Origin of the sequence: Maribacter litopenaei (assembly GCF_025244665.1) — a bacterium.
Taxonomy (GTDB): Bacteria; Bacteroidota; Bacteroidia; order Flavobacteriales; family Flavobacteriaceae; genus Maribacter; species Maribacter litopenaei.
In genome coordinates, this window is sequence record NZ_CP104205.1 from 58,464 (window position 1) to 78,998 (window position 20,535).

Sequence of the window (20,535 nt, forward strand, 5' to 3'; positions counted from 1 at the left end):
CAAATCTACGTTTATAAAAGATTTTTGGATGTTATTAAATGGATAATAATAAGGGAGGCAAAGTAAATGGTGTATCTTTCGGGCCTAAATTTTTCACATGTTTCAGTTAGGGAAAACAATTGTGTCAGAAGAAATCATTGAAAATGACTTTGTCTGTAACCTTAATGCCTGTAAGGGTGCTTGTTGTGTGGATGGTGATGCCGGTGCTCCGTTGGAGGAAAGGGAAACAGAGATTTTGGTAGATATTTATGCAAGAGTAAAACCCTTTTTAAGACCAGAAGGTATCTCGGTCATTGAAAATGAAGGAGCTTTTGTAAAAGGGGAAGATGGTGAATGGGAAACTCCTTTGATTAATGGGAGTGAATGTGCTTATGTGACCTTTGATCAAAATAATATCGCAAAATGTGGTATAGAGGAAGCCTATAACCAAGGAAAAATTAAGTGGAAGAAGCCAATTTCCTGTCACCTTTATCCAGTAAGGATTAGAGAGTATACAGAGCTTACTGCCGTAAATTATCACAAATGGCAAATCTGTGACCCTGCCTGTGCCTTGGGGGAGGAACTAAAGGTTCCTATTTACAAATTTGTTAGGGAAGCTTTGATTCGAAAATTTGGAAAGGATTGGTATGATGAATTGGAACAGGTAGCGACAGAACATCTTAAATAGTAGGAATACGTAATAGTATCTTGGTACCCGATGGTTTATTGTCATCGTCATAGATATCGATAATTTCAACATGGAAAGAGTTTTGATAGTCCTTTGAGAAATTTGCCAGTCGCTCTTTTGTAATATTTATTCCTACCGATTTTCTTTTAAGAACCTTTCTTTCCTTAATTTTTTCAGCTGCATCACGGCCCACCCCATCATCCGTAATGGCGATATTGATAAAGCCTTCCTGTCCCTTTGTGACGTCCGGATGTATATTTTTTTCCCCTTCTTTAGAGGAGAGACCATGCCAAAGGGCATTTTCCAAGAATGGTTGAAGAATTAAGGATGGAATTTTTATGCTATGGACATCGATATCATCGGCAATATTTATTTTGAAACTAATTTCGTTTGAGAAACGAATGTTCTCTATGTTCATGTAAAGTTCTACGGTCTCCAATTCCTCGGCCAATGAAATTTCACGTTGGGAAGAGGCTTCCAAAATCTTTCGCACCAGTTTGGAAAACTTGTTCAGATAATGGACTGCATTTTTCTTTTCGTTGTTTATGATGTAAAGTTTGATTGAATTCAAGGAATTGAAAAGAAAATGCGGATTCATTTGGCTACGTAACATGGTCTGTTCCAATGTAAGTAGTTTCTTTTCGCTGCTTAGCTGATATTGTCTATACAGGATATACAAAATCCCGGCTGCTAAGGCTAGTCCTATAAATGTCACAAGCAACATGGTCTTGTTCTTTCGTAAGGTAATGGCCTGGTTCTTTACTTCCTCCTCCAGTGATTTAAGCTGGTCACTTTGCTTTTCGGCCTCATACCTAACGATCATATCGTTTACATACCTAACGTTTAAATTATTGGTAACCTGTTCTTCGTATTTTTTGAATTCCATGTAGAAGTCCATCGCCTTTTTAAAGTCATCTTTTTTCATCCATAATTCGGACAGAAATTTATTGGCCTCTGAAATTTCCGATGGGTAGTTATACATTTTTGCAGTTTTAAGGCCCTCTTGTAAATAAGCCTCTGCTTTTGAAAAGTCTCCTATATTTAGATTGGCCCAACCAAGATTGTTTAAAATAGTAGCAATAATTTCTTGATCTCCCAATGCTTTGGCTCTTTCTAAAGATGATGTAAGCATTGTCAAGGCCTCGTCCATTCTTTTTTGATGGACATAAACATGGGCAATACTGTAGTTGCAGATTACTTTCCCTTTCTCTGAATTTATTTCTTCATTGTAGGAGAGCGATTTTTGAAAACTTTCCAAAGCGGGTTCCAACTTGCCCGTAGCTTCATAACATTCACCTACATTTTGGTGGTTAATGGCAAGGCCCAATTTATTGTCCAGTTCTTCTTCCAATTTCATGGACTCGTTGAACTTTTCTATAGCTAGGTCATACTGTTCCAATAGCTGATAGATGTTTCCAATAGAGTTTAAGGATACGTTGATACTTCTTTTCAAACCTTTGGAACGATCTTCCGGCTTTATCGTTTCTGCCAATTCCAGGGCCTCCTGGCTATAATCCAGTGCCGATTTAACTGCCTCGGTCCTTCTGTAAACTACACTTATCATGTTAAGACTGTATATCCTAAACTCGAGGTTATCGGCTTCAATAGACAATCTTAGTGCTTCTTGAAAAAGATCAAGCGCCTTTGGATAGTTTGAAATATCCCTATAGGCCCTACCTAGATGATTAAGTGCATATATTTCTGCATCTGGATATTGGTTTTTTTTGGCTTGCTCTATTACAAACTTCATTAGGACGGTATCCTTGCGTGAACTTCTAAGAAAACTGTCAATCCTTTCATAGGTTCGGGGAGCCTCATCTATCAATGCTGCAACCTCATTTTTGAATTGATCTGAAATTTTTTGTGATCGAGCGGAATAAAAGAAAAGTAAAACCAAGCAAAATGTGAAAAACCTTCTTAAAAAAAGCGAAGGTTTTAGGTACGGCAAATTCCAATGATTTTTAGACTGGTTCAAAACCATATGTACTTATAATAAATCCAAAAAGTCCGATTTCTTTTGTCTCGGAAACAGGAATCTTGTGATTGGATTTTAAAACCACATATCCATCAGTTTTCAGGAATTCCTTGATCTTGTTTAAGTTGATGATATATGAATTGTGAATTCTGAAGAAACATTCTTCAGGCAACAACTGGTTCACCTCCTTAAGTTTTTTGGTGAGGACTATTTTTTGACCATCTACCAAAAAAATGGTACTATAGTTTCCATCGGATTCGGCATATAATATTTCATCACTTTCCGAGAAAAAGTAATTTACCGTCCGTGTTTAGGGTAATCCTTTTATTGGTAGATCTGGAATTGAAATTAATCAATATCTGCTCCAGTTTTTCAGCGGTAAAGTTCTTTGAATTAAATTTTTTGATTTTTGAGATGGTGTCTTCCAAATCATCGGAATCAATAGGTTTCAATAAATAGTCTATTGCCTCGTTTTTGAGGGCCTTAATGGCATATTGGTTATAGGCTGTGGTAATTACTACGGGAAAGTTTTTATTGGTAAGTTTTTGAATAAATTGAAAACCATCCATTGTCGGCATTTCAATATCTAAAAATAGGCAGTCTGGAGTATTTTTTCCCAAATATTCCAAAGCTTCAAAAGGATTTGTAAAGGAGGCCATCACATGAATTTCTTCGCTGAAATTTGTGAGTTCCCAAGAAAGACTTTGAAGTGCTTTTATTTCATCGTCAACGATAACGGCTTCTAACATATGTACTCTTTACACTTAGGGGAAGTTAATCAAAAATAGCACTTAGAATATAACCGTAGGGCTAATTTGTATCAATGGAACTTATTTGAGTATAACTGGTATAAAATATAAAATTAGCTGTTTATACTAGTGAAAACCATCAAAATATAAGAAAATAACTACAAAATTTTACGTTTTTGCAATTATAGAGATAAACCTCTTCCCGATTATACAAAAAAGAATGCAGATTATACAAGTTGACCTTAGTGGCGTTAAACTTGTCTTAAATTCGTTCTTGCTACTAATTTAGTAGTGTAAAGAATATGATTATGAAAAGATGTTTGCTAATGTTCGGGATTTTGTTGATTGTAGTAATTGTGGCATCTATACTGGAACAAAAAAACTCAGAGCAGATTTTAAATGAAAACTTGGCTATGGGACAAAATGGGCCAAAAATCGTAATAAACCCAAATAACTAGATAATGATGTACGGTCTTGGCATTAAAATTAGCAAGTTTGTTTTCTTGGGTATTATGCCTTTACTATTGATTTCCAGTTCGGGAAATAAAATGGATTTGATCCTTAATCAGGCTATAAACGAAAATTTGATTCCCGCCTATATCGATTTTGAAATGGATTTGGCGGAAACAGAAAATGTGGTCAAATCTAAAAAGTTGAGGCTTCTATTTAGTGATGAAGAGAACCATGGTACGATTGAACTAGTTGTAAGTGCTAAAAATGGGAATACCGATTTTAGTGAAGGTGACTTTATCGTACAAAAGATAGACGGTTTCTTGAATGGTTTTGAAGGTGTGTTTGGGTACTTTACACATAAAGACTTTGGAGAGAAACCATTTTTTGCAAATAGCGGTTTTGTAAAGATATCTCGTTTAGACAATAATCATATCCAAGGTCAAATGGATATAACATTGGTAAACGACTATGGAAGAACAATTAGGATTTCGGATACATTTCGAAATTTTTAGCAATATACGACCCTAGGAATATCTTTATTCCGGTCAATGTTTTGAGCGCCAAAGGTAACCGTAATGCACGGAGCATTGCGTTACAAGTCTAAGAATAGGTTTCGGGGGAACTACCTAGATTAGCACTTGGTGGGCATTTTCATATAATGGAGCATTGAGGGTCGTATTTTTAGATTTAGTTCTGTATTTAGGAGACCAAGCAGCAAAACTCCTTGGTCTTCTTTTTTTATAAAGTAGTCCTGTTACATAACTGGGATACTTTGAAACATAATTGATATTGTCTGTTTCTGTACTTTTTTAGTTTTGGACAAGAAGTAATAATAACCTAAACAACTAAATTATGAGAGTATATCTTTTTTTTAAAATTGCCATGGTTTTCTTAGCCTTGGATTCTTGTGGCGGCTGCGAGCCTGAAGACTTATTGGATGAAGAATGCCTGGCCCAAAAGGATGCAGATATTAGGAAAGCTGAAGATTTTGCTGAAAGTGAAAGGCAAGATATACTAAATAATGATGAGCTTAGTGAAGAACAAGTTCAGTCTTTGTTGAATCTTATTGAAATTGACTTAGAATTGGAAAAGGAAGAAATATTATTTGAATCATGTAAATAACCCAAAAACAATTGGTTTATGTAAACTTTTTGGATTTCGGGAATTGGATTCTATATAATGGAAAAGCCTTTAGTTGAAGTTTGATCCTTTAGTAAACCTATAATACCCCAATTTCTATATTGTTTTTCAACGATGGGGCTAATTGAATTGATATTCTCAACTTCTAAATGTTCAATACAACTAAATAATTGGGGGAAATACAGGTATATTCTCAGCTGGTTCAAATAAAACTGTCCACCTCTTTGTATGCGTTGATTACGGCCGTTTCTCCTTCTTTACCGGATTCCGAATTTCCATGTTCCATACCTAGAACACCATCAAATCCCTTATCATGGATAAATTTAAAGACGTTTTTATAATTGATTTCACCAGTAGTGGGTTCATTTCTGCCAGGGTTGTCCCCAATTTGGATATAAGCGATTTCGTCCCAAGTAAGATCCATATTATGTATTAAGTTCCCTTCTGTTTTTTGCATGTGATAGATATCGAAGAGAATTTTACAAGTGGGGCTGTCCACTCCTTTGCAAATCATATAGGTCTGATCTGAGTTTTGTAAATACAGGTCTGGAGAATCCGATAATGGCTCTAAGACCATTACTAAGCCATGGGGCTCCGGAATCTCTGCTCCGCGTTTTAATGCTTCTATCACGTTACCATCCTGTACTCCTATGGGAAGTTTTCTTTCGAAGCCACCGGGAACTACGGTCATCCATTTGGCATTGACTCTTTTGGCCACCTCAACGGCCCGCTTGCATCCATCCAAGAAGATATCTACATGTTCTTGTTTGCCAGCGGCCAAGGTATTGGCCATATTACCACCCTTATCCACAACAAAAACGCCCATGGTCATTCCTCTTTGGGCAAGGGTCTCACCAATTTTGGTTTGCATGGATACCTCCCTGTTCATGAGGCCATTATCTTCAAAAGCCATAAATCCTTGATCGGCCATGAAGTTTATTTGGTCGATGGGGTCATCACCGGCATGATGTTTAAACATACCTAGATGGGGAGCATATTTAAGATTGAATGTTTCCGCTGTTTCAAGGCCTTTTTTTTGCGATGCATAGGAAAAAGCCCCTCCCAATGAAATGACTCCACTGGAAAGGGCTGTATTTTTTACAAAACTTCTTCGATTCATATTATAAGGACCAAGCTTTACCACCTGTTAACTCCTGAGTATCCGCACAGGCAATATATTCTCCAGGTACAGGAAGGTAGGCCATAACCTCCTCGCCTATATATTCGGAAGTCTTATATCCCCAAATGGTAAGCCCACGTACGTTGTTGGCGAATGCAAATCGAGATGTTTCATCGTCTAGAGTAGCTTCTTTGCCTTCGGCCACCGCTTCTGTATAGGAGGTAATGGACTCGAACATTTTGGCTTCATCTTCTTTACTGTACTTGAGTGAACTAGCCAATACGGGTTCTAAATCCTCCGTTGTAAGATCCTCTACTTTTGATTTTCCGAATCTTGTAATGCCTTGTCCGTGAATTTGCCCATTGCCATTCTAAGAAAATCCTGCTGGTCTTTTTCCAAAACGTCCTTGGCAAACTTATCTATGAAAATGTCTACCTGTAGCTCGGACGCAGATGGTGTATCTGTCTTTGGAAGAATTACATCAACTACCTTGGTCAGTACCGCTCCTTCAGAAGAAGTGAGAAATTCCGGTGTCCATGTCACTACTGGTTCCCCCTTACAACTTTGCATAATACTTATAAGGGTTGGAGTGGCCACAGTATATCCCATAGCCAGCCCCATATTTTTGAGTGCTTTTCTTCTATCCATTATATATTTCCTTTTTTAAGTTCTTCAACGGCATGATTCGCGGCTCTCGCTGTAAATGCCATATAGGTCAACGATGGGTTCACACAACTTGCGGAGGTCATAAAAGAGCCATCCGTTACATAGACGTTTGGCACGTCATGTAAAGCATTGTTTGCGTTGAGTACGGAAGTTTTCCGATCTTTACCCATCCTGGCGGTACCCATTTCGTGAATACCAAGTCCAATAGCGTGGGAAGCTGTGTTGTCATACCCAACAACATCCCTAAGCCCTGCTTTCTCCAACATCTCAACAGCAGAATCCTGCATATCCTTACGCATATTGTATTCGTTTTCCTTGAATTCGGCATCAAAAGTTACCGTTGGAAGTCCCCACTGGTCCTTTTTATCATAATCCAAGGTAAACCTATTTTCCTCATAGGGTAAAATTTCACCAAACCCACCAATTCCAAAGGTCCACCCACCTGGCTTCGTAATCGCTTCTTTCAAGCTCTTGCCATGGGACATTTCTGCTATCATATCTTCCCAGTTGCCACGGCTGGCACCACCTTGATACCCAAACCCACGTTTGTAATCTTTTCTATCAGAATCACCACCTAGGTTTCTGAACCTTGGGATGTAGACACCGCTAGGCTTTCTTCCTTTATAATACTTATCCTCAAAGCCATCGAATTTACCGGATGCACCAACTCCTAAATGGTGGTTCATGATATTGCGACCTAATTGGTCGGAGTCATTACCCATTCCATTTGGAAATCTATCGGATTTGGATTGCATCAAAATAGAAGTAGAGGCTATGGCCGAAGCACAAAGGAAAATTACTTTCGCCTTAAATTCATGGGCCTCTTTGGTAACCCTATCGATTACTTTGACTCCAGTGGCTCTTTTTGTATCCGGGTCGTACATGACCTCATGAACAATGGAGTCCGGTCTTAGGGTCATATTCCCAGTTGCCTCTGCAGCCGGTAATGTTGAGGATAAACTACTAAAGTAGCCTCCAAAAGGACATCCTCTGATACATCTATTTCTGAATTGACATTTGGTTCTGCCATCAAATTTTTTGTCTCCGGTAATGTGGGCAGTTCTACCAGCTGTAATTACACGACCATCAAAATTTTCCGCTACCTTTTCCCTTACATGCTGTTCCACACAGTTCAATTCCATCATAGGAAGGAAATCACTATCCGGTAATTGGGGAAGGTTAAGTGCCTCGCCACTGACTCCGATGTAATTCTCCACCTTCGAATACCATGGGGCGATATCCTTGTAGCGTACAGGCCAATCGACAGCAATGCCATCCCTTTGGTTCGCGGTGAAGTCAATATCGCTCCAGCGATAACTCTGTCTGCCCCATTGAAGGGAACGTCCTCCTACATGATATCCGCGCATCCAATCGAACCTTTTAGTTTCATTGTAAGGATGTTCTAGGTCGTTAACAAACCACATATGGCTAGCCTGACTGGTAGTATAGCCAGTTCTGTGCTGTTTTGGTTGTTGCTCGATAATTTCTTTGGTGGCAACACCTCCATTAGGAAAATCCCAGGGGTCTTTGTTAGCAGTTTCGTAATCCTCAATGTGTTTTACCATTCTTCCTCTTTCAAGGATCAATGTCTTTAAACCATTTTCACAAAGCTCTTTAGCAGCCCAACCACCGCTAATACCAGTTCCAACAACAATCGCATCGTACGATTCTTGTTCCTCGTTATAATAAAATTTACTCATAGAAATTGTTTATTCTCTAAATTTATTAAATATAAAATTAATTCTATACATTTAATCCTTAAACTTATTGAGAATCTAATACTCTATCGTTGTAGAAAGTTTAAAAATTCTATGACTCAAAGCCGAGAACCGGATTAAAATCAATTATATAACCAAAAACATCCATTTGATTTATGAGAAGAAGAAATTTTATTACCAAGACGACAGCCGCTGGTGTTGGTGTAACCTTTTTGGGAGCCTATGCCTGCAAGGAAGCTAAGAAGGATGAAAAAACAGCATCGGAAGTGGAGGAATCTTCAAATGAGGCCAAACCTTTTTTTGAGCTTTCCTTGGCACAATGGTCCATTCATAGAATGATTAGGGAAAATGGGGTTGATCCATACACTTTTGCGGAAAAGGCAAAAAACTGGGGATTCAAGGGCTTGGAATACGTAAGTCAATTATACAATCCTGAATTGTCCGACGCTGATTACTCCGAAGAGGCAATGGCTGCCTTTGTTGAAAAAAGCAACGCCGAGGCACAAAAGCATGGGATGAAAAATGTGCTGATTATGATTGACGGTCAAGGAAATCTAGCCGTAAACGACGAAGCGGAACGTAACGAAACGGTAGAAAAGCATAAGAAATGGGTGGATGCTGCTGCAGCTATGGGTTGCCACGCAATTCGCGTAAACTTAAATGGCAGCAACGAACCAGGAGGAATGGATTGAGAATTCCGTAGATGGATTAACCAAATTGGCCACCTATGCCAAGGACAAAAACATAAATATTTTAGTGGAAAATCATGGTGGGCTCTCATCGAATGGTGAGTTACATGCCCAAGTCATGGAAAAAGTGAATATGGACAACGTAGGGACGTTGCCGGACTTTGGTAATTTCTGTATGACCGAGAAAACCGGATAGTTGGGAATGTGAGGTCATGTATGACAAGTATAAAGGCGTTAAGGAATTAATGCCATATGCTAAGGCGGTAAGTGCAAAATCCAATGTATTCGATGCCGAGGGTAATGAAGAAAATATTGACTATGTGAAAATGCTACAAATGGTCAAGGACAATGGTTACACTGGCTTTGTAGGGGTGGAATACGAAGGTCAGGACCTAAGTGAGGAAGAAGGAATCATTGCTACTAGGGACTTGTTGTTGAAAGCGGCAAAGGAAGTAGTATAATTATGGGGTCTTTTTCAGTATGAAAGCATTTTTTAACGAACTGTTCGATTATAATTTTTATTGTAATAAAAAGATAATCAGTGAATGTATAGAGATACACGATGTTCCAAATAAGACCCTAGAATTGTTTAGTCATATTCTAAATGCCCATCATATTTGGAATGCCCGTATTACGGGGAATTCTTCAAAGTTTAATGTCACGGCAAATTCATGATATAAAAGATTGGTCAGATATTCATTATGAGAATCAAAGGGACTCTTTTGAAATTATAACCAATGCGGACGGTTTTGATAAACGCATCGATTATGAAAATTCTGAGGGGAGATTGTTCACGAATAATATAAAGGACATTCTTTTTCATATTATTAACCATTCAACGAATCATAGGGGCCAAATTGCGGTAGATTTTAGGAACAATAATTTAGAACCCCTTGTTTTGGATTATGTTTTTTATAAAAGATAAGTTGTCATGAGCCTAGGTGTTAGAATGCAACTTTGTCTAATGATGTTCCTTGAATTTTTTATTTGGGGTGGGTGGTTCGTTACCCTTGGTACTTTTCTAGGTAACAATATTAATGCGTCGGATGGGGAAATTGCTTTGGCCTTTTCCACGCAATCTTGGGGGGCTATTATAGCTCCTTTTGTTATAGGATTGATTGCCGATAGATATTTTAATGCCGAACGAATATTAGGAGTGCTTCATTTAATAGGAGCTGGCCTTCTGTTCTTAATGTATAAAACTACATCTTTCGATGTTTTTTATCCCTATGTATTGGGCTATATGATTTTGTATATGCCTACCCTGGCGTTGGTAAATTCAGTCTCATTTAACCAAATGGCAAATCCAGCCAAGGAGTTTTCGTTAATTAGGGTTTTTGGTACCCTTGGGTGGATTATTGCCGGAGTTCTTATTAGTTATTTTTTTAGGTGGGATACCAATACTGGAATTGCTCAAGGACTTCTAAAGAATACTTTTTTAATGACCTCCATAGCTTCGGTGATTCTAGGGGCGTTTAGTTTTACATTGCCGAAAACGCCTCCTAAGGCAAAGGATAGTGGTACAAAGCTAACTGCGCGAGATATTACGGGTCTAGATGCATTAGGACTTTTTAAGGACAGGAATTTCCTGATTTTTTTCATATCCTCCATTTTAATTTGTATCCCGCTTGCTTTTTACTATCAAAATGCGAATCCGTTTTTAGTGGAGGTTGGGATGGAGAGCCCCACTGGAAAAATGACTTTAGGGCAACTATCGGAGATTCTTTTTCTGTTGTTGTTGCCATATTTCTTTACACGGTTTGGATTTAAAAAAACCATATTAGTGGCCATGTTGGCCTGGGTAGTACGCTATCTTTTATTCGCTTATGGGGATGTGGGAGAATTGGAGTTCATGCTGTTAATAGGCATAGCGTTACATGGAATCTGTTATGATTTCTTCTTTGTTTCAGGTCAAATTTATACAGATAGCAAAGCAGGTCCCAAGTACAAAAGCTCAGCTCAAGGATTGATTACATTAGCCACCTACGGTGTTGGGATGTTAATAGGATTTTGGATTGCAGGTGAGATATCCAACACCTACCTTTTAAGTGATGGTATGCATATTTGGGACACTATTTGGTTATATCCAGCGAGCTTTGCCCTAGTTGTGTCGATTTTATTTGCTCTTTTGTTTAAAAGAGAAAAAATCGATTATCAGTCTTAGATTTTTTACATAAATTGAAACCCTTTTAACTTAAAATACGATTACAACATGCCAAAGAAAATTAGATTAGGAATATTAGGAGGAGGAGGAGATTCTCTTATTGGAGTATTACATAGGGTAGCATCCCATATCAATGATAACTATCAGATTACGGGGGCGGTATTCAACCCGGACTATGATGCCAACATGGCTTTTGCTAAGGAAATAGATGTTCCTTTGGACAGAATCTATAAGGACTTTGATACCTTGGTAGAAGAGGAAATGAAATTACCGGAAGATGAGCGTATTCAAGTATGTTCTATTCTTACCCCTAACTTTCTCCACTTTCCAATGGCCAAAAAATTGTTGGACAATGGGTTTCACGTAATCTGTGAAAAGCCTATGACCACCACTTTGGAAGAGGCGAAAATACTGTTGGAGGCCCAACAAAAATCGGGAGCAGTATTTGCGTTGACCCATACCTATACCGGGTATCCTATGGTGCGCCAAATGAGGGAGATGATCAAAGCAGGCGCTTTAGGTAAAATCCATAAGGTCGATGCCGAGATACTATCAAGGATGGATCAATGAAATCATCCATGATAAGGAAAAACGAAATTCAGTTTGGAGATTGGATCCTAAAAAAGCTGGAATCAGTTCTTGTATGGGAGATATTGGGGTACATGCCTTCAATATGGTGGAATACACTACAGGTCTTAAAGTGAAATCCGTATTGTGCGACTTCAACTACTTATACGATGATAACCAAATGGATGTAGATGGTACTGTTCTTATTAGAATGGGTGACCATGTTAAAGGAGTAATTCGGGGTAGTCAGGTAGCTACTGGTGAGGAAAACGGGCTGGCAATACGTATTTATGGAGAGAAAGGTGCTTTTGTTTGGGAACAGGAAAAACCCAACTTCCTCTACAAAATGAGCGACACAGAACCAGTTCAGATTTATAAGCCTGGACATGCCTATAATACCGAATTATCTTTGGATGGCACAAAATTACCGGCAGGACACCCCGAAGGTATTTTTGACTCTATGGCGAATATCTATTTAGGTGCGGCAAGAGCTATCAGAGGTGAAAAATATAATGATGGAGAATTCCCAACGATTATAGATGGCGTGAGAGGTATGGACTTTATTGTTTCTACCGTGGAATCCAACAAAAATGGAAATACTTGGGTGAATTTAGAGGATTAATTAATAAACCCATTTAAAAAAGGACCGGCATTTGCCGATCCTTTTTGCTTAAAATATTTTTTCGAATTCTTGGCATACCACAATCATACTTTCCCTAGGTACTCGCCCAAACGGCTCAAGTTCCCTTGTATAGTAATCCCAATGTGTTTTTTTCCAATATTCTAGACTTTTGTCACCTTCACCTTCCTTTTGTGCATAAGCGGTATCAATACTAAAAAAGGGTTTTAACTTTACAGAAATTAATTTTATAATACATTGAGCCTCGCCCTCCCAATTGGTAACTACCTTAAAATCACCGATTTTCGGTAAGGGTTCATTTCTGTATTGAAGTCCTAAAAGAGAATCTGTCGTGGCTTTTTTAACCCCTTTCTTAACCAAATCTGCACAGATGTTGGCATCGACCTCGTTATCGCAAAAATGTATGACTTCCGGTGCTTCGTGAAAGGCATCCTCTAGATGCTTGTCCAAATAATCTCCCCACATATTTCTCGGCAGAGGTATTTTCCATAATCTTTTGGCTAATGGTTAGTTAGAATACAGTTACTAAAGAACAGGTATTAAAATAAAATCAGTAATTAAATCGGTACATTTTCCAGGTTTCCCGATATATGGTTCTTCCTATGAAAATGAGCCCGACTTAAATTCCTTGGCTGCGTGATTTGCCGCCCTTGCCGTAAAGGCCATATAAGTCAATGAGGGATTAACACAGCTGGAGGAAGACATAAAGGCTCCATCGGTCACATAGACGTTGGGTACCAAGTGCACCTGGTTGTTCTTGTTTACGATAGATTCCTTTGGACTATGCCCCATTCTTGCACCTCCCATTTCATGTATTCCCAAACCTGGTCCTGTTTCTTCGTCATAGGCACTCACATCCTTAAAGCCAGCCGCCTCGAACATGGCTACGATCTGTTTTTTAATATCCTCCCGCATATTATATTCGTTTTCCTTGAATTCTACATCAAAGGCCAATTGGGGCAATCCCCATTTATCCTTTTCAGTGGGACTCAAAGTAACCCTATTGTCATCGTAAGGCAGAAATTCGCCAAATCCTGTGGCTCCAATTGTCCAATTCCCTGGTTTTACGAGGGCATTTTTCAGCTCTTTTCCATAACTCAATTCGCCTATTTCTTCGATCCAATCACCTCTACTTGCCGTACCTTGAAAACCAAAGCCTCTTAGGTAATTTTCGGTTTTGGTTTTTTCATCCAAGTTTACAAACCTTGGAATGTAGAATCCGTTGGCCCTTCTACCTTTATAATATTTATCCGAGATAGCCGTCCACTTTTGCGGTGGCCCCTAATTTATAATGATGGTGCATGATACCCCTACCCAGGGCATCCGAGTCGTTTCCAAGCCCGTTTGGAAAACGCTCGGATTTGGACTGAAGCAAAATACCTACGGATGCCATGGCTGAGGCGCATAAAAAGATAACCTTGGCATTGAATTCCAGTTTTTCATGGGTTTCAGCATCAATCACCTTAACACCCGTTGCCAATTTCGTTGCATCGTCATAAATAACCTCATAAACAATAGAATTGGGCCGTAAGGTCATATTTTCAGTCCTTTCGGCAGCAGGCAATGTGGAAGAGTTGCTACTGAAGTATCCACCGAAAGGGCAGCCCCGTGAGCAACGATTTCGGTTTTGACAAGTGTTTCGACCTTCAAATTTGGCATCCGGGTCAGTGATATGCGCCGCTCTTCCGATGGTGACCAGTCGCCCGTCATCAAATTTTTCGGAAGTTGCCTTTTGAAAAGCCTCTTCTACACAATTCAATTTCATGGCTGGCTGATATTTACCATCGGGTAGTTGTTTCAATCCTAAGTTTTGTCCGCTCACCCCAATGTATTCCTCCACCTTGTCATACCAGGGAGCAATATCCTTATACCTTACTGGCCAATCCACCCCTATATTCTCTTTTTTGTTCGCCTCAAAATCAATATCGCTCCACCTATAACTTTGCCTTCCCCAGGTGAGGGATCTGCCACCTACTTGATATCCACGAATCCAATCGAACCGTTTGGTTTCCACATAAGGGTGTTCCAAGTCGTTTACGAAAAAATGCTTGTTGTCATCTTTCGGGGCCCAATTGACCCTGCTTTGAACATGGTACTTTTTTTTGTCGTCTGAGGAAAGCTCTCCTTTGTATGGAAAGTCCCAAGGGTCATCGTTCATGGTGGGATAATCCTTTATATGTTCTACCATGCGCCCCCGTTCCAGGATCAAGGTCTTTAGTCCATTTTCCGTAAGTTCTTTGGCCGCCCAACCACCACTTATTCCTGTACCTACGACAATGGCATCGTACGTTTCGTCTTGATTCATCCTTGTATTTTTATCTTTTTCTATTGGTATTTCCTATATTTATAGATTGACTATTGATAAATAGCAAATTGTGTAATTAATTCTTAAATATAAGATTAATTCACATATTTATATTGGCAAGATTAACAACGAATTAAACAACAGAATCAAAGATTAAACATGAAAACAATTAAAGGGCCAGGAGTATTTTTAGCACAGTTTGTAGATAGCGAGGCACCGTTCAACACCTTGGACGGGATATGCAAATGGGCGGCGGATTTAGGGTATAAAGGAATTCAAATACCAACATGGGAGAGCTTTCTCATAGATTTGGACAAAGCGGCAGAAAGCCGGACCTACTGTGACGACCTAAAAGGTAAAATAAATTCCTACGGACTGGAGATTACCGAACTTTCTACCCATTTGCAAGGCCAATTGGTTGCTGTGCATCCTGCTTATGATTTGATGTTCGATTCCTTTGCTCCTAAAAATGTACATAATAATCCCAAGGCTAGAACGGAATGGGCCATAGAAACGGTAAAAAAAGCGGCCACTGCCAGTAGAAGGTTGGGCCTTACATCCCACGCAACGTTTTCAGGTTCCCTTTTATGGCATACCATGCACCCATGGCCGCAACGACCTGCTGGTTTGGTAGAAATGGGCTTCGAAGAGTTGGCGAAGAGATGGATGCCCATATTAAATCATTTCGATAAGGAAGGGGTTGATGTATGTTACGAAATCCACCCTGGCGAAGATTTGCACGATGGGGATACTTTTGAACGATTTTTGGAGGCGACCAATAATCACAAAAGAGTGAATATCCTTTACGACCCAAGTCATTTTGTATTACAACAGCTAGATTATATAGAATACATAGATTTCTATCACGAGTTTATAAAATCCTTTCATGTAAAGGACTCGGAGTTTAATCCTACCGGAAAGAAAGGTGCCTTTGGTGGGTATAACGATTGGGGCAACCGTGCGGGAAGATATCGTTCCTTGGGCGATGGGCAGATAGATTTTAAAACTATTTTTTCCAAATTGACCCAATATGGGTGTGATGTTTGGGCCGTGATGGAATGGGAATGCTGTATTAAAAGTCCTGAGCAGGGAGCGAGGGAAGGTGCTATCTTCATCAAAGACCACATTATTGAGGCTACCGAAAAAACATTTGATGATTTTGCAGGTGCAGAAATTGATGAGCAAATGCTAAAAAATATATTGGGACTTTAATCATTAAAACTATAAACACATGAAAAATATACTAAGTACAGCTTTTCTCGCCCTTTTGATTATGGGCTGTAAGGAGGCAAAAAAGGAAACCACGGAGGCCGTTGAGGAAATGGAAGAAGCGGTGGAAATGACATCAGACAATGAATGGACTATGATTTTTGATGGGGAATCCTTCAACGGTTGGCATGAATATTTGAAGGAAGGTGTTTCCGAAAATTGGAAAATTGAGGATGGCGCCATGGTGTTGTATCCGCCGGAGACACGCGAGAACGGAAGTCAATTTAACCTAGTTTCTGATACTGACTATACCGATTTTGTTTTATCTATGGATTGGAAGATATCCGAGGGTGGTAATAGTGGTGTCATGTGGGGTGTAATGGAAATGGAAGATTTGGGACAACCTTATCTAACAGGCCCTGAAGTTCAGGTCTTGGACAATGAGGGCCATCCGGATGGTAAAAATGGGACTAGCCACCAATCGGGGGCGTTGTATGATATGGTGTCGCCTTCAGATGATGTTACCAAACCTATTGGGGAATGGAATAACATGGTAATTACCATCAACCATAAGACGAACGAGGGAAACGTTGTTCTCAATGGAGTAGAGGTTGTTAGTTTTCCAGTGCAAGGTCAGGAATGGCAGGACATGGTTTCAAAATCGAAATTTGCGGATTGGGAGCATTTTGGCAAACACCCTACCGGTAAAATTGCCCTACAAGATCATGGAAACCAGGTTGCTTTCAAAAACATCAAAATAAAGGAGCTTTAATCAACCGGATAAATTATGAAGAGATTATGTATTAGCGGACTGCTATTTTCAGTTTTATTTACCTCATGTCAGGAAAAGGCCAAAGAGGAAACAAAGAATCCTGAAACACAGTCCAAGGATGAGGTGATTGTATATGAGGAATATAGTGGAACCGAACCGACCACTCCGGAAGAAACCGAGTTTTATGAGCCAAAGGTTCCAGTAGTAAACCCAACTTCTCAAAGCGGCGCTCCAAGTGATGCCATAATCTTGTTCGATGGCAGCAGCTTGGACAACTGGATCTCCGCCAAGGATAGTACTGCGGCCAAATGGCATTTGAATGATGATGGCAGTATGACCGTAAACGACAAAACGGGCGACATCCAAACAAAACAAAATTTTGGGGACATTCAATTGCACATTGAATGGAAATCGCCTCTTCCAGTGCAAAGGGAAGGTCAGAATAGGGGCAATAGCGGTATTTTCCTTAATGGACTGTATGAAGTTCAGGTATTGGACCAAAACAACAACCCAACCTATGTCAATGGTCAGGTGGCTTCTATTTATAAGCAACATGTGCCTTTGGCCATGGCCTCAGTACCAACTGGAGAATGGAATACCTACGATATTATTTATCATGCCCCTGAGTTCAATGAAGAGGGTGGTAAAATTAAATCAGGTACCATAACGGTTATCCATAATGGTGTTCGGTACAGGACCATATTGAAATTAAAGGCACCACACCTTATATAGGGTGGCCCAAAAATCCCGCACATGGCAAAGGTCCTTTAATTTTACAGGATCATGGAGACGATAGTCGTGTAAGTTATCGCAATATTTGGGTCAGGGAGCTATAGAAACTATATACCCGTTCAAATAAGTTACCTTTACCGCAAATTAAATTTGATCTATGATTCAATCCATGACTGGATTTGGAAAGCATGTGGTACAGCTTCCAACAAAGAAAATCACCGTAGAAATAAAATCATTGAACAGCAAGAGCATTGATTTGAATGCTCGGATGCCTTCCGCTTATCGAGAAAAGGAGTTGGAACTTAGAAAAATGATTGCTAACTCCTTGCAACGTGGAAAAGTTGATTTTAATTTATATGTGGAAATCACGGGGGATGATGCTTCCGGACAAGTAAACGAAAGTGTGGTAAAGCAATACATGAAGCAATTAAGGGCCATAGCAGACGGAAAGGATATCGAACTGTTGGAAATGGCCTTGAGATTGCCGGATGCCATGCGAACCGATAGGGATGATATAGCTGATGAAGAGTATACAGCTATCTTGAATGCTTTGAATGGGGCACTTGCCGAAATAAATTCATTTATATCCGAAGAGGGTAGCGTATTGGAAAAGGACTTTTTAGAAAGAATAAGCGCATTGAAGGTTTTGTTGGACAAAGTTGTTTCGATGGATCCGTGAAAGGCAGTCGAACGTTAGGGAGCGACTGGAAAAGGCCGTACAGGATATCAAAGCCGAAGTAGATGAGAATCGTTTTGAGCAGGAGCTTATTTATTATTTGGAAAAATACGATATTACAGAGGAAAAGGTTCGTTTGGCCAATCACTTGGAATATTTTGAAAAGACCTTGAAGTCCAATGATAGCAATGGTAAAAAACTGGGCTTTATCTCACAGGAAATGGGACGTGAAATCAATACCATTGGATCCAAGGCCAATTACGCCCCAATGCAGCAATTGGTGGTGCAAATGAAGGATGAATTGGAGAAGATAAAGGAACAAATGCTAAACGTGTTATAATGGAAGGTGGAAAACTCATCATATTCTCTGCCCCGTCCGGAAGTGGAAAAACGACCATTGTCCGTCATTTATTGGGGTGTCCGAACTCAATTTGGCATTTTCTGTGTCTGCTACCTCCGGACCTAGAAGAGGAAAGGAGAAAAACAAGGAGCACTATTATTTTATGACAGTTTCCGAGTTCAAGAACCATATCAAAAATGACGATTTTTTGGAATGGGAGGAAGTGTATAGGGACAACTTTTATGGAACCTTAAAGAGCGAGGTGGAGCGTTTATGGGCCCAAGGCAAGAATGTAATTTTTGATATCGATGTTGTTGGGGGGCTTCGCATAAAAAAGAAATTTCAGAGCGTACCTTGGCCGTTTTCGTAAAGCCGCCAAGTGTGGATGAGCTTAAAATTCGATTGAAAAAGCGCAGTACGGAAAGTGACGATAAAATCAATATGCGAATAGCTAAGGCTTCCGTGGAATTAGCGACCGCACCGCAGTTTGACAAAATCATCAAAAACTACGATTTAAAAGTGGCATTAAAAGAGGCAGAAGAACTGGTTGCAGATTTTGTAGGTGCCAAAAAAAAGGAATAGTACTTTCAGATGTCCTTCTATTTTAAAATCGTATCAGCAAAGCTCATATAGGTCATGAAAAAGGTAGGTCTCTATTTTGGTACTTTCAACCCGATTCATATTGGCCATATGGTCATTGCGAACCACATGGTGGAGTTTTCCGATCTTGATGAGGTTTGGTTCGTAGTAACCCCCCAAAGCCCGTTTAAAGTCAAGAAATCCCTTTTGGACAATCACCATAGATATCAGATGGTACTGGAAGCTACGGAGGAGTATCCAAGATTAAAACCATCCAAAATTGAATTTGACCTTCCACAGCCCAATTACACCATTAATACACTGGTCCATTTGACTGAAAAGTATCCAAATGGGCATCGATTCTGTTTGATTATGGGGGAGGATAACCTAAAAGGTTTTCATAAGTGGAAGAACTATGAGGAGATATTGGAAGGATATGACTTGTATGTATATCCCAGGGTCTCTGAGGGTACAATTGAAAGTCAATTCAAGGAGCATCCTAGAATCCATAGGGTAGCGGCACCTATTATGGAAATTTCTTCCACCTTCATCCGAAGGGAACATAAAAAAGGTAAAAATATTAGGCCAATGCTACCACAAGCCGTATGGAAATACATGGATGAAATGAATTTTTACCGATAAAGATTAATTCAATGTGTTGGCCTTTACAAGATCGTCCGTGCCTAAATACTTGTCATCCTTATTGTAATACCAGGCCCTAATTTTGGGCATTTTTATATCATTTACCGTGATTTCTTCGGAAAGCAGTATGTATTCGCCATCGTTTTTAGATTCGTCATGGTAAAATTGATATACTTCCATGTTGTAATTTGATGGGTCAAAATAAAAGTACCAAGTGTCGCTTCCTACCTTTTCATCGTACGTGACCTTTAGTACCAAATACTCCTTCCCCTTGAAGGATTTTTTACGAACCTTGGGGTCTATTTGGGTACCAGGATCTTTTAGTTTCATTGGAAGGCCATAGAGATACGTATAATAATCTTTCATCCTATTGGCTCGGTTACAGGTAATCTGTAGACTGTCCCTATAATGGTCAGCAATATCAGGACTATTATTAAGTAATAGCTTACAATTACCTTTGTCTATAATATAATCTACGGTATGATTTCCCTTTCTAACCGAAGACTTAAAATAACTTGCAGAAAGATTTAAATCTAAGTGTGTTCTTCTAGGTACATTATCCGGAGTAGTCATTATTATTGCCATTTTGCCTTTAAAAGATTTCCAATGACCATTTGGGTCATGATAGGCAATGGCTTTCTCCGAAGTTGGGAACCGGTTAATTGTCCCTGAGCTTGTATTCCAAGAACTAGCATAAGCATAATTACAAGAATCCTAAGTTTAAACATAATA

16 protein-coding genes and 7 pseudogenes are annotated in these 20,535 nt (G+C 39.4%); 15 read left to right on the forward strand and 8 right to left on the reverse strand.

Annotated elements, in window-relative coordinates:
* Window positions 1-97: 97 nt before the first annotated feature.
* Window positions 98-667 (forward strand): DUF3109 family protein, encoded by a 570-nt coding sequence (locus NYZ99_RS00315; RefSeq protein ID WP_260572981.1) that lies wholly within the window; start codon window positions 98-100, stop codon window positions 665-667.
* Here NYZ99_RS00315 and NYZ99_RS00320 read toward each other — a convergent pair.
* The gene (locus tag NYZ99_RS00320) at window positions 660-2,564 is read right to left on the reverse strand and encodes a tetratricopeptide repeat-containing sensor histidine kinase (protein ID WP_260572982.1); all 1,905 of its coding nucleotides are present in this window, start codon (window positions 2,562-2,564) and stop codon (window positions 660-662) included. The two genes, NYZ99_RS00315 and NYZ99_RS00320, sit on opposite strands and share 8 nt — an antisense overlap.
* Before the next feature lie 90 nt (window positions 2,565-2,654).
* Window positions 2,655-3,391: pseudogene (locus tag NYZ99_RS00325) on the reverse strand (LytR/AlgR family response regulator transcription factor).
* Between the two features lie 461 nt (window positions 3,392-3,852).
* Here NYZ99_RS00325 and NYZ99_RS00330 point away from each other — a divergent pair.
* Together NYZ99_RS00330 and NYZ99_RS00335 are read left to right on the forward strand one after the other, a co-directional pair.
* The gene (locus tag NYZ99_RS00330; protein WP_260572983.1) at window positions 3,853-4,356 is read left to right on the forward strand and encodes a hypothetical protein; all 504 of its coding nucleotides are present in this window, start codon (window positions 3,853-3,855) and stop codon (window positions 4,354-4,356) included.
* 340 nt (window positions 4,357-4,696) lie between these two features.
* A complete protein-coding gene (locus NYZ99_RS00335; protein WP_260572984.1) occupies window positions 4,697-4,966 on the forward strand; it encodes a hypothetical protein in 270 nt (89 codons plus the stop codon).
* 220 nt (window positions 4,967-5,186) lie between these two features.
* Here NYZ99_RS00335 and NYZ99_RS00340 read toward each other — a convergent pair whose 3' ends face one another.
* The 3 genes and pseudogenes from NYZ99_RS00340 to NYZ99_RS00355 form a co-directional block, all read right to left on the reverse strand.
* Complete coding sequence (locus NYZ99_RS00340) at window positions 5,187-6,104, reverse strand: hydroxypyruvate isomerase family protein (protein WP_260572985.1); 918 nt, start codon at window positions 6,102-6,104, stop codon at window positions 5,187-5,189.
* A 1-nt stretch (window position 6,105) separates the two neighbouring features.
* Window positions 6,106-6,752 (reverse strand): annotated as a pseudogene (locus NYZ99_RS22620) (gluconate 2-dehydrogenase subunit 3 family protein).
* Window positions 6,752-8,470, reverse strand: coding sequence for a GMC oxidoreductase (locus tag NYZ99_RS00355; protein WP_260572988.1), 1,719 nt, complete (start codon window positions 8,468-8,470; stop codon window positions 6,752-6,754). Before NYZ99_RS00355 ends, NYZ99_RS22620 begins: the two are co-directional and overlap by 1 nt.
* Window positions 8,471-8,643: 173 nt before the next feature.
* Between NYZ99_RS00355 and NYZ99_RS20850 the strand changes: the two genes are divergently transcribed.
* The 6 genes and pseudogenes from NYZ99_RS20850 to NYZ99_RS00375 all read left to right on the forward strand — a co-directional run bounded on the left by NYZ99_RS20850 (window position 8,644) and on the right by NYZ99_RS00375 (window position 12,530).
* Entirely contained in the window at window positions 8,644-9,180 is a 537-nt protein-coding gene (locus tag NYZ99_RS20850; protein ID WP_338039199.1) for a sugar phosphate isomerase/epimerase family protein, read from the forward strand.
* Window positions 9,149-9,373, forward strand: a complete 225-nt coding sequence (locus NYZ99_RS20855) for a sugar phosphate isomerase/epimerase family protein (protein WP_338039200.1) — start codon at window positions 9,149-9,151, stop codon at window positions 9,371-9,373. Before NYZ99_RS20850 ends, NYZ99_RS20855 begins: the two co-directional genes overlap by 32 nt.
* A 16-nt stretch (window positions 9,374-9,389) precedes the next feature.
* Window positions 9,390-9,638: a hypothetical protein gene (locus NYZ99_RS20860; RefSeq protein WP_338039201.1), complete on the forward strand. Its 249-nt coding sequence runs from the start codon at window positions 9,390-9,392 to the stop codon at window positions 9,636-9,638.
* Window positions 9,639-9,781: 143 nt separating this feature from the next.
* On the forward strand, window positions 9,782-10,102 hold the full coding sequence (locus NYZ99_RS00365; protein WP_260572989.1) for a DinB family protein: 321 nt from the start codon (window positions 9,782-9,784) through the stop codon (window positions 10,100-10,102).
* Between the two features lie 6 nt (window positions 10,103-10,108).
* Window positions 10,109-11,341: a nucleoside permease gene (locus NYZ99_RS00370; protein ID WP_260572990.1), complete on the forward strand. Its 1,233-nt coding sequence runs from the start codon at window positions 10,109-10,111 to the stop codon at window positions 11,339-11,341.
* A 48-nt stretch (window positions 11,342-11,389) separates the two neighbouring features.
* A pseudogene (locus tag NYZ99_RS00375) lies at window positions 11,390-12,530 on the forward strand (Gfo/Idh/MocA family protein).
* 48 nt (window positions 12,531-12,578) lie between these two features.
* Here NYZ99_RS00375 and NYZ99_RS00380 read toward each other — a convergent pair.
* Together NYZ99_RS00380 and NYZ99_RS00385 are read right to left on the reverse strand one after the other, a co-directional pair.
* Window positions 12,579-13,013, reverse strand: a complete 435-nt coding sequence (locus NYZ99_RS00380; protein WP_260572991.1) for an ASCH domain-containing protein — start codon at window positions 13,011-13,013, stop codon at window positions 12,579-12,581.
* Between the two features lie 135 nt (window positions 13,014-13,148).
* Window positions 13,149-14,853 (reverse strand): annotated as a pseudogene (locus NYZ99_RS00385) (GMC oxidoreductase).
* A 159-nt stretch (window positions 14,854-15,012) separates the two neighbouring features.
* On the opposite strand from NYZ99_RS00385, the gene NYZ99_RS00390 reads away from it, so the two are divergent.
* From NYZ99_RS00390 to nadD, 6 genes and pseudogenes are all read left to right on the forward strand, one after another.
* Entirely contained in the window at window positions 15,013-16,065 is a 1,053-nt protein-coding gene (locus NYZ99_RS00390; protein WP_260572992.1) for a sugar phosphate isomerase/epimerase family protein, read from the forward strand.
* A 19-nt stretch (window positions 16,066-16,084) separates the two neighbouring features.
* Window positions 16,085-16,834: a 3-keto-disaccharide hydrolase gene (locus tag NYZ99_RS00395; RefSeq protein ID WP_260572993.1), complete on the forward strand. Its 750-nt coding sequence runs from the start codon at window positions 16,085-16,087 to the stop codon at window positions 16,832-16,834.
* Between the two features lie 15 nt (window positions 16,835-16,849).
* Window positions 16,850-17,670: pseudogene (locus NYZ99_RS00400) on the forward strand (3-keto-disaccharide hydrolase).
* 53 nt (window positions 17,671-17,723) lie between these two features.
* Window positions 17,724-18,582, forward strand: a pseudogene (locus tag NYZ99_RS00405) (YicC/YloC family endoribonuclease).
* Window positions 18,582-19,164, forward strand: a pseudogene (gene gmk, locus NYZ99_RS00410) (guanylate kinase). The pseudogenes NYZ99_RS00405 and gmk overlap by 1 nt, the downstream one beginning before the upstream one ends.
* A gap of 54 nt (window positions 19,165-19,218) precedes the next feature.
* Entirely contained in the window at window positions 19,219-19,803 is a 585-nt protein-coding gene (gene nadD / locus NYZ99_RS00415) for a nicotinate (nicotinamide) nucleotide adenylyltransferase (RefSeq protein WP_260572994.1), read from the forward strand.
* A 3-nt stretch (window positions 19,804-19,806) separates the two neighbouring features.
* Here nadD and NYZ99_RS00420 read toward each other — a convergent pair whose 3' ends face one another.
* Window positions 19,807-20,388: a DUF6503 family protein gene (locus NYZ99_RS00420; RefSeq protein WP_260572995.1), complete on the reverse strand. Its 582-nt coding sequence runs from the start codon at window positions 20,386-20,388 to the stop codon at window positions 19,807-19,809.
* Window positions 20,389-20,535 lie beyond the last annotated feature (147 nt).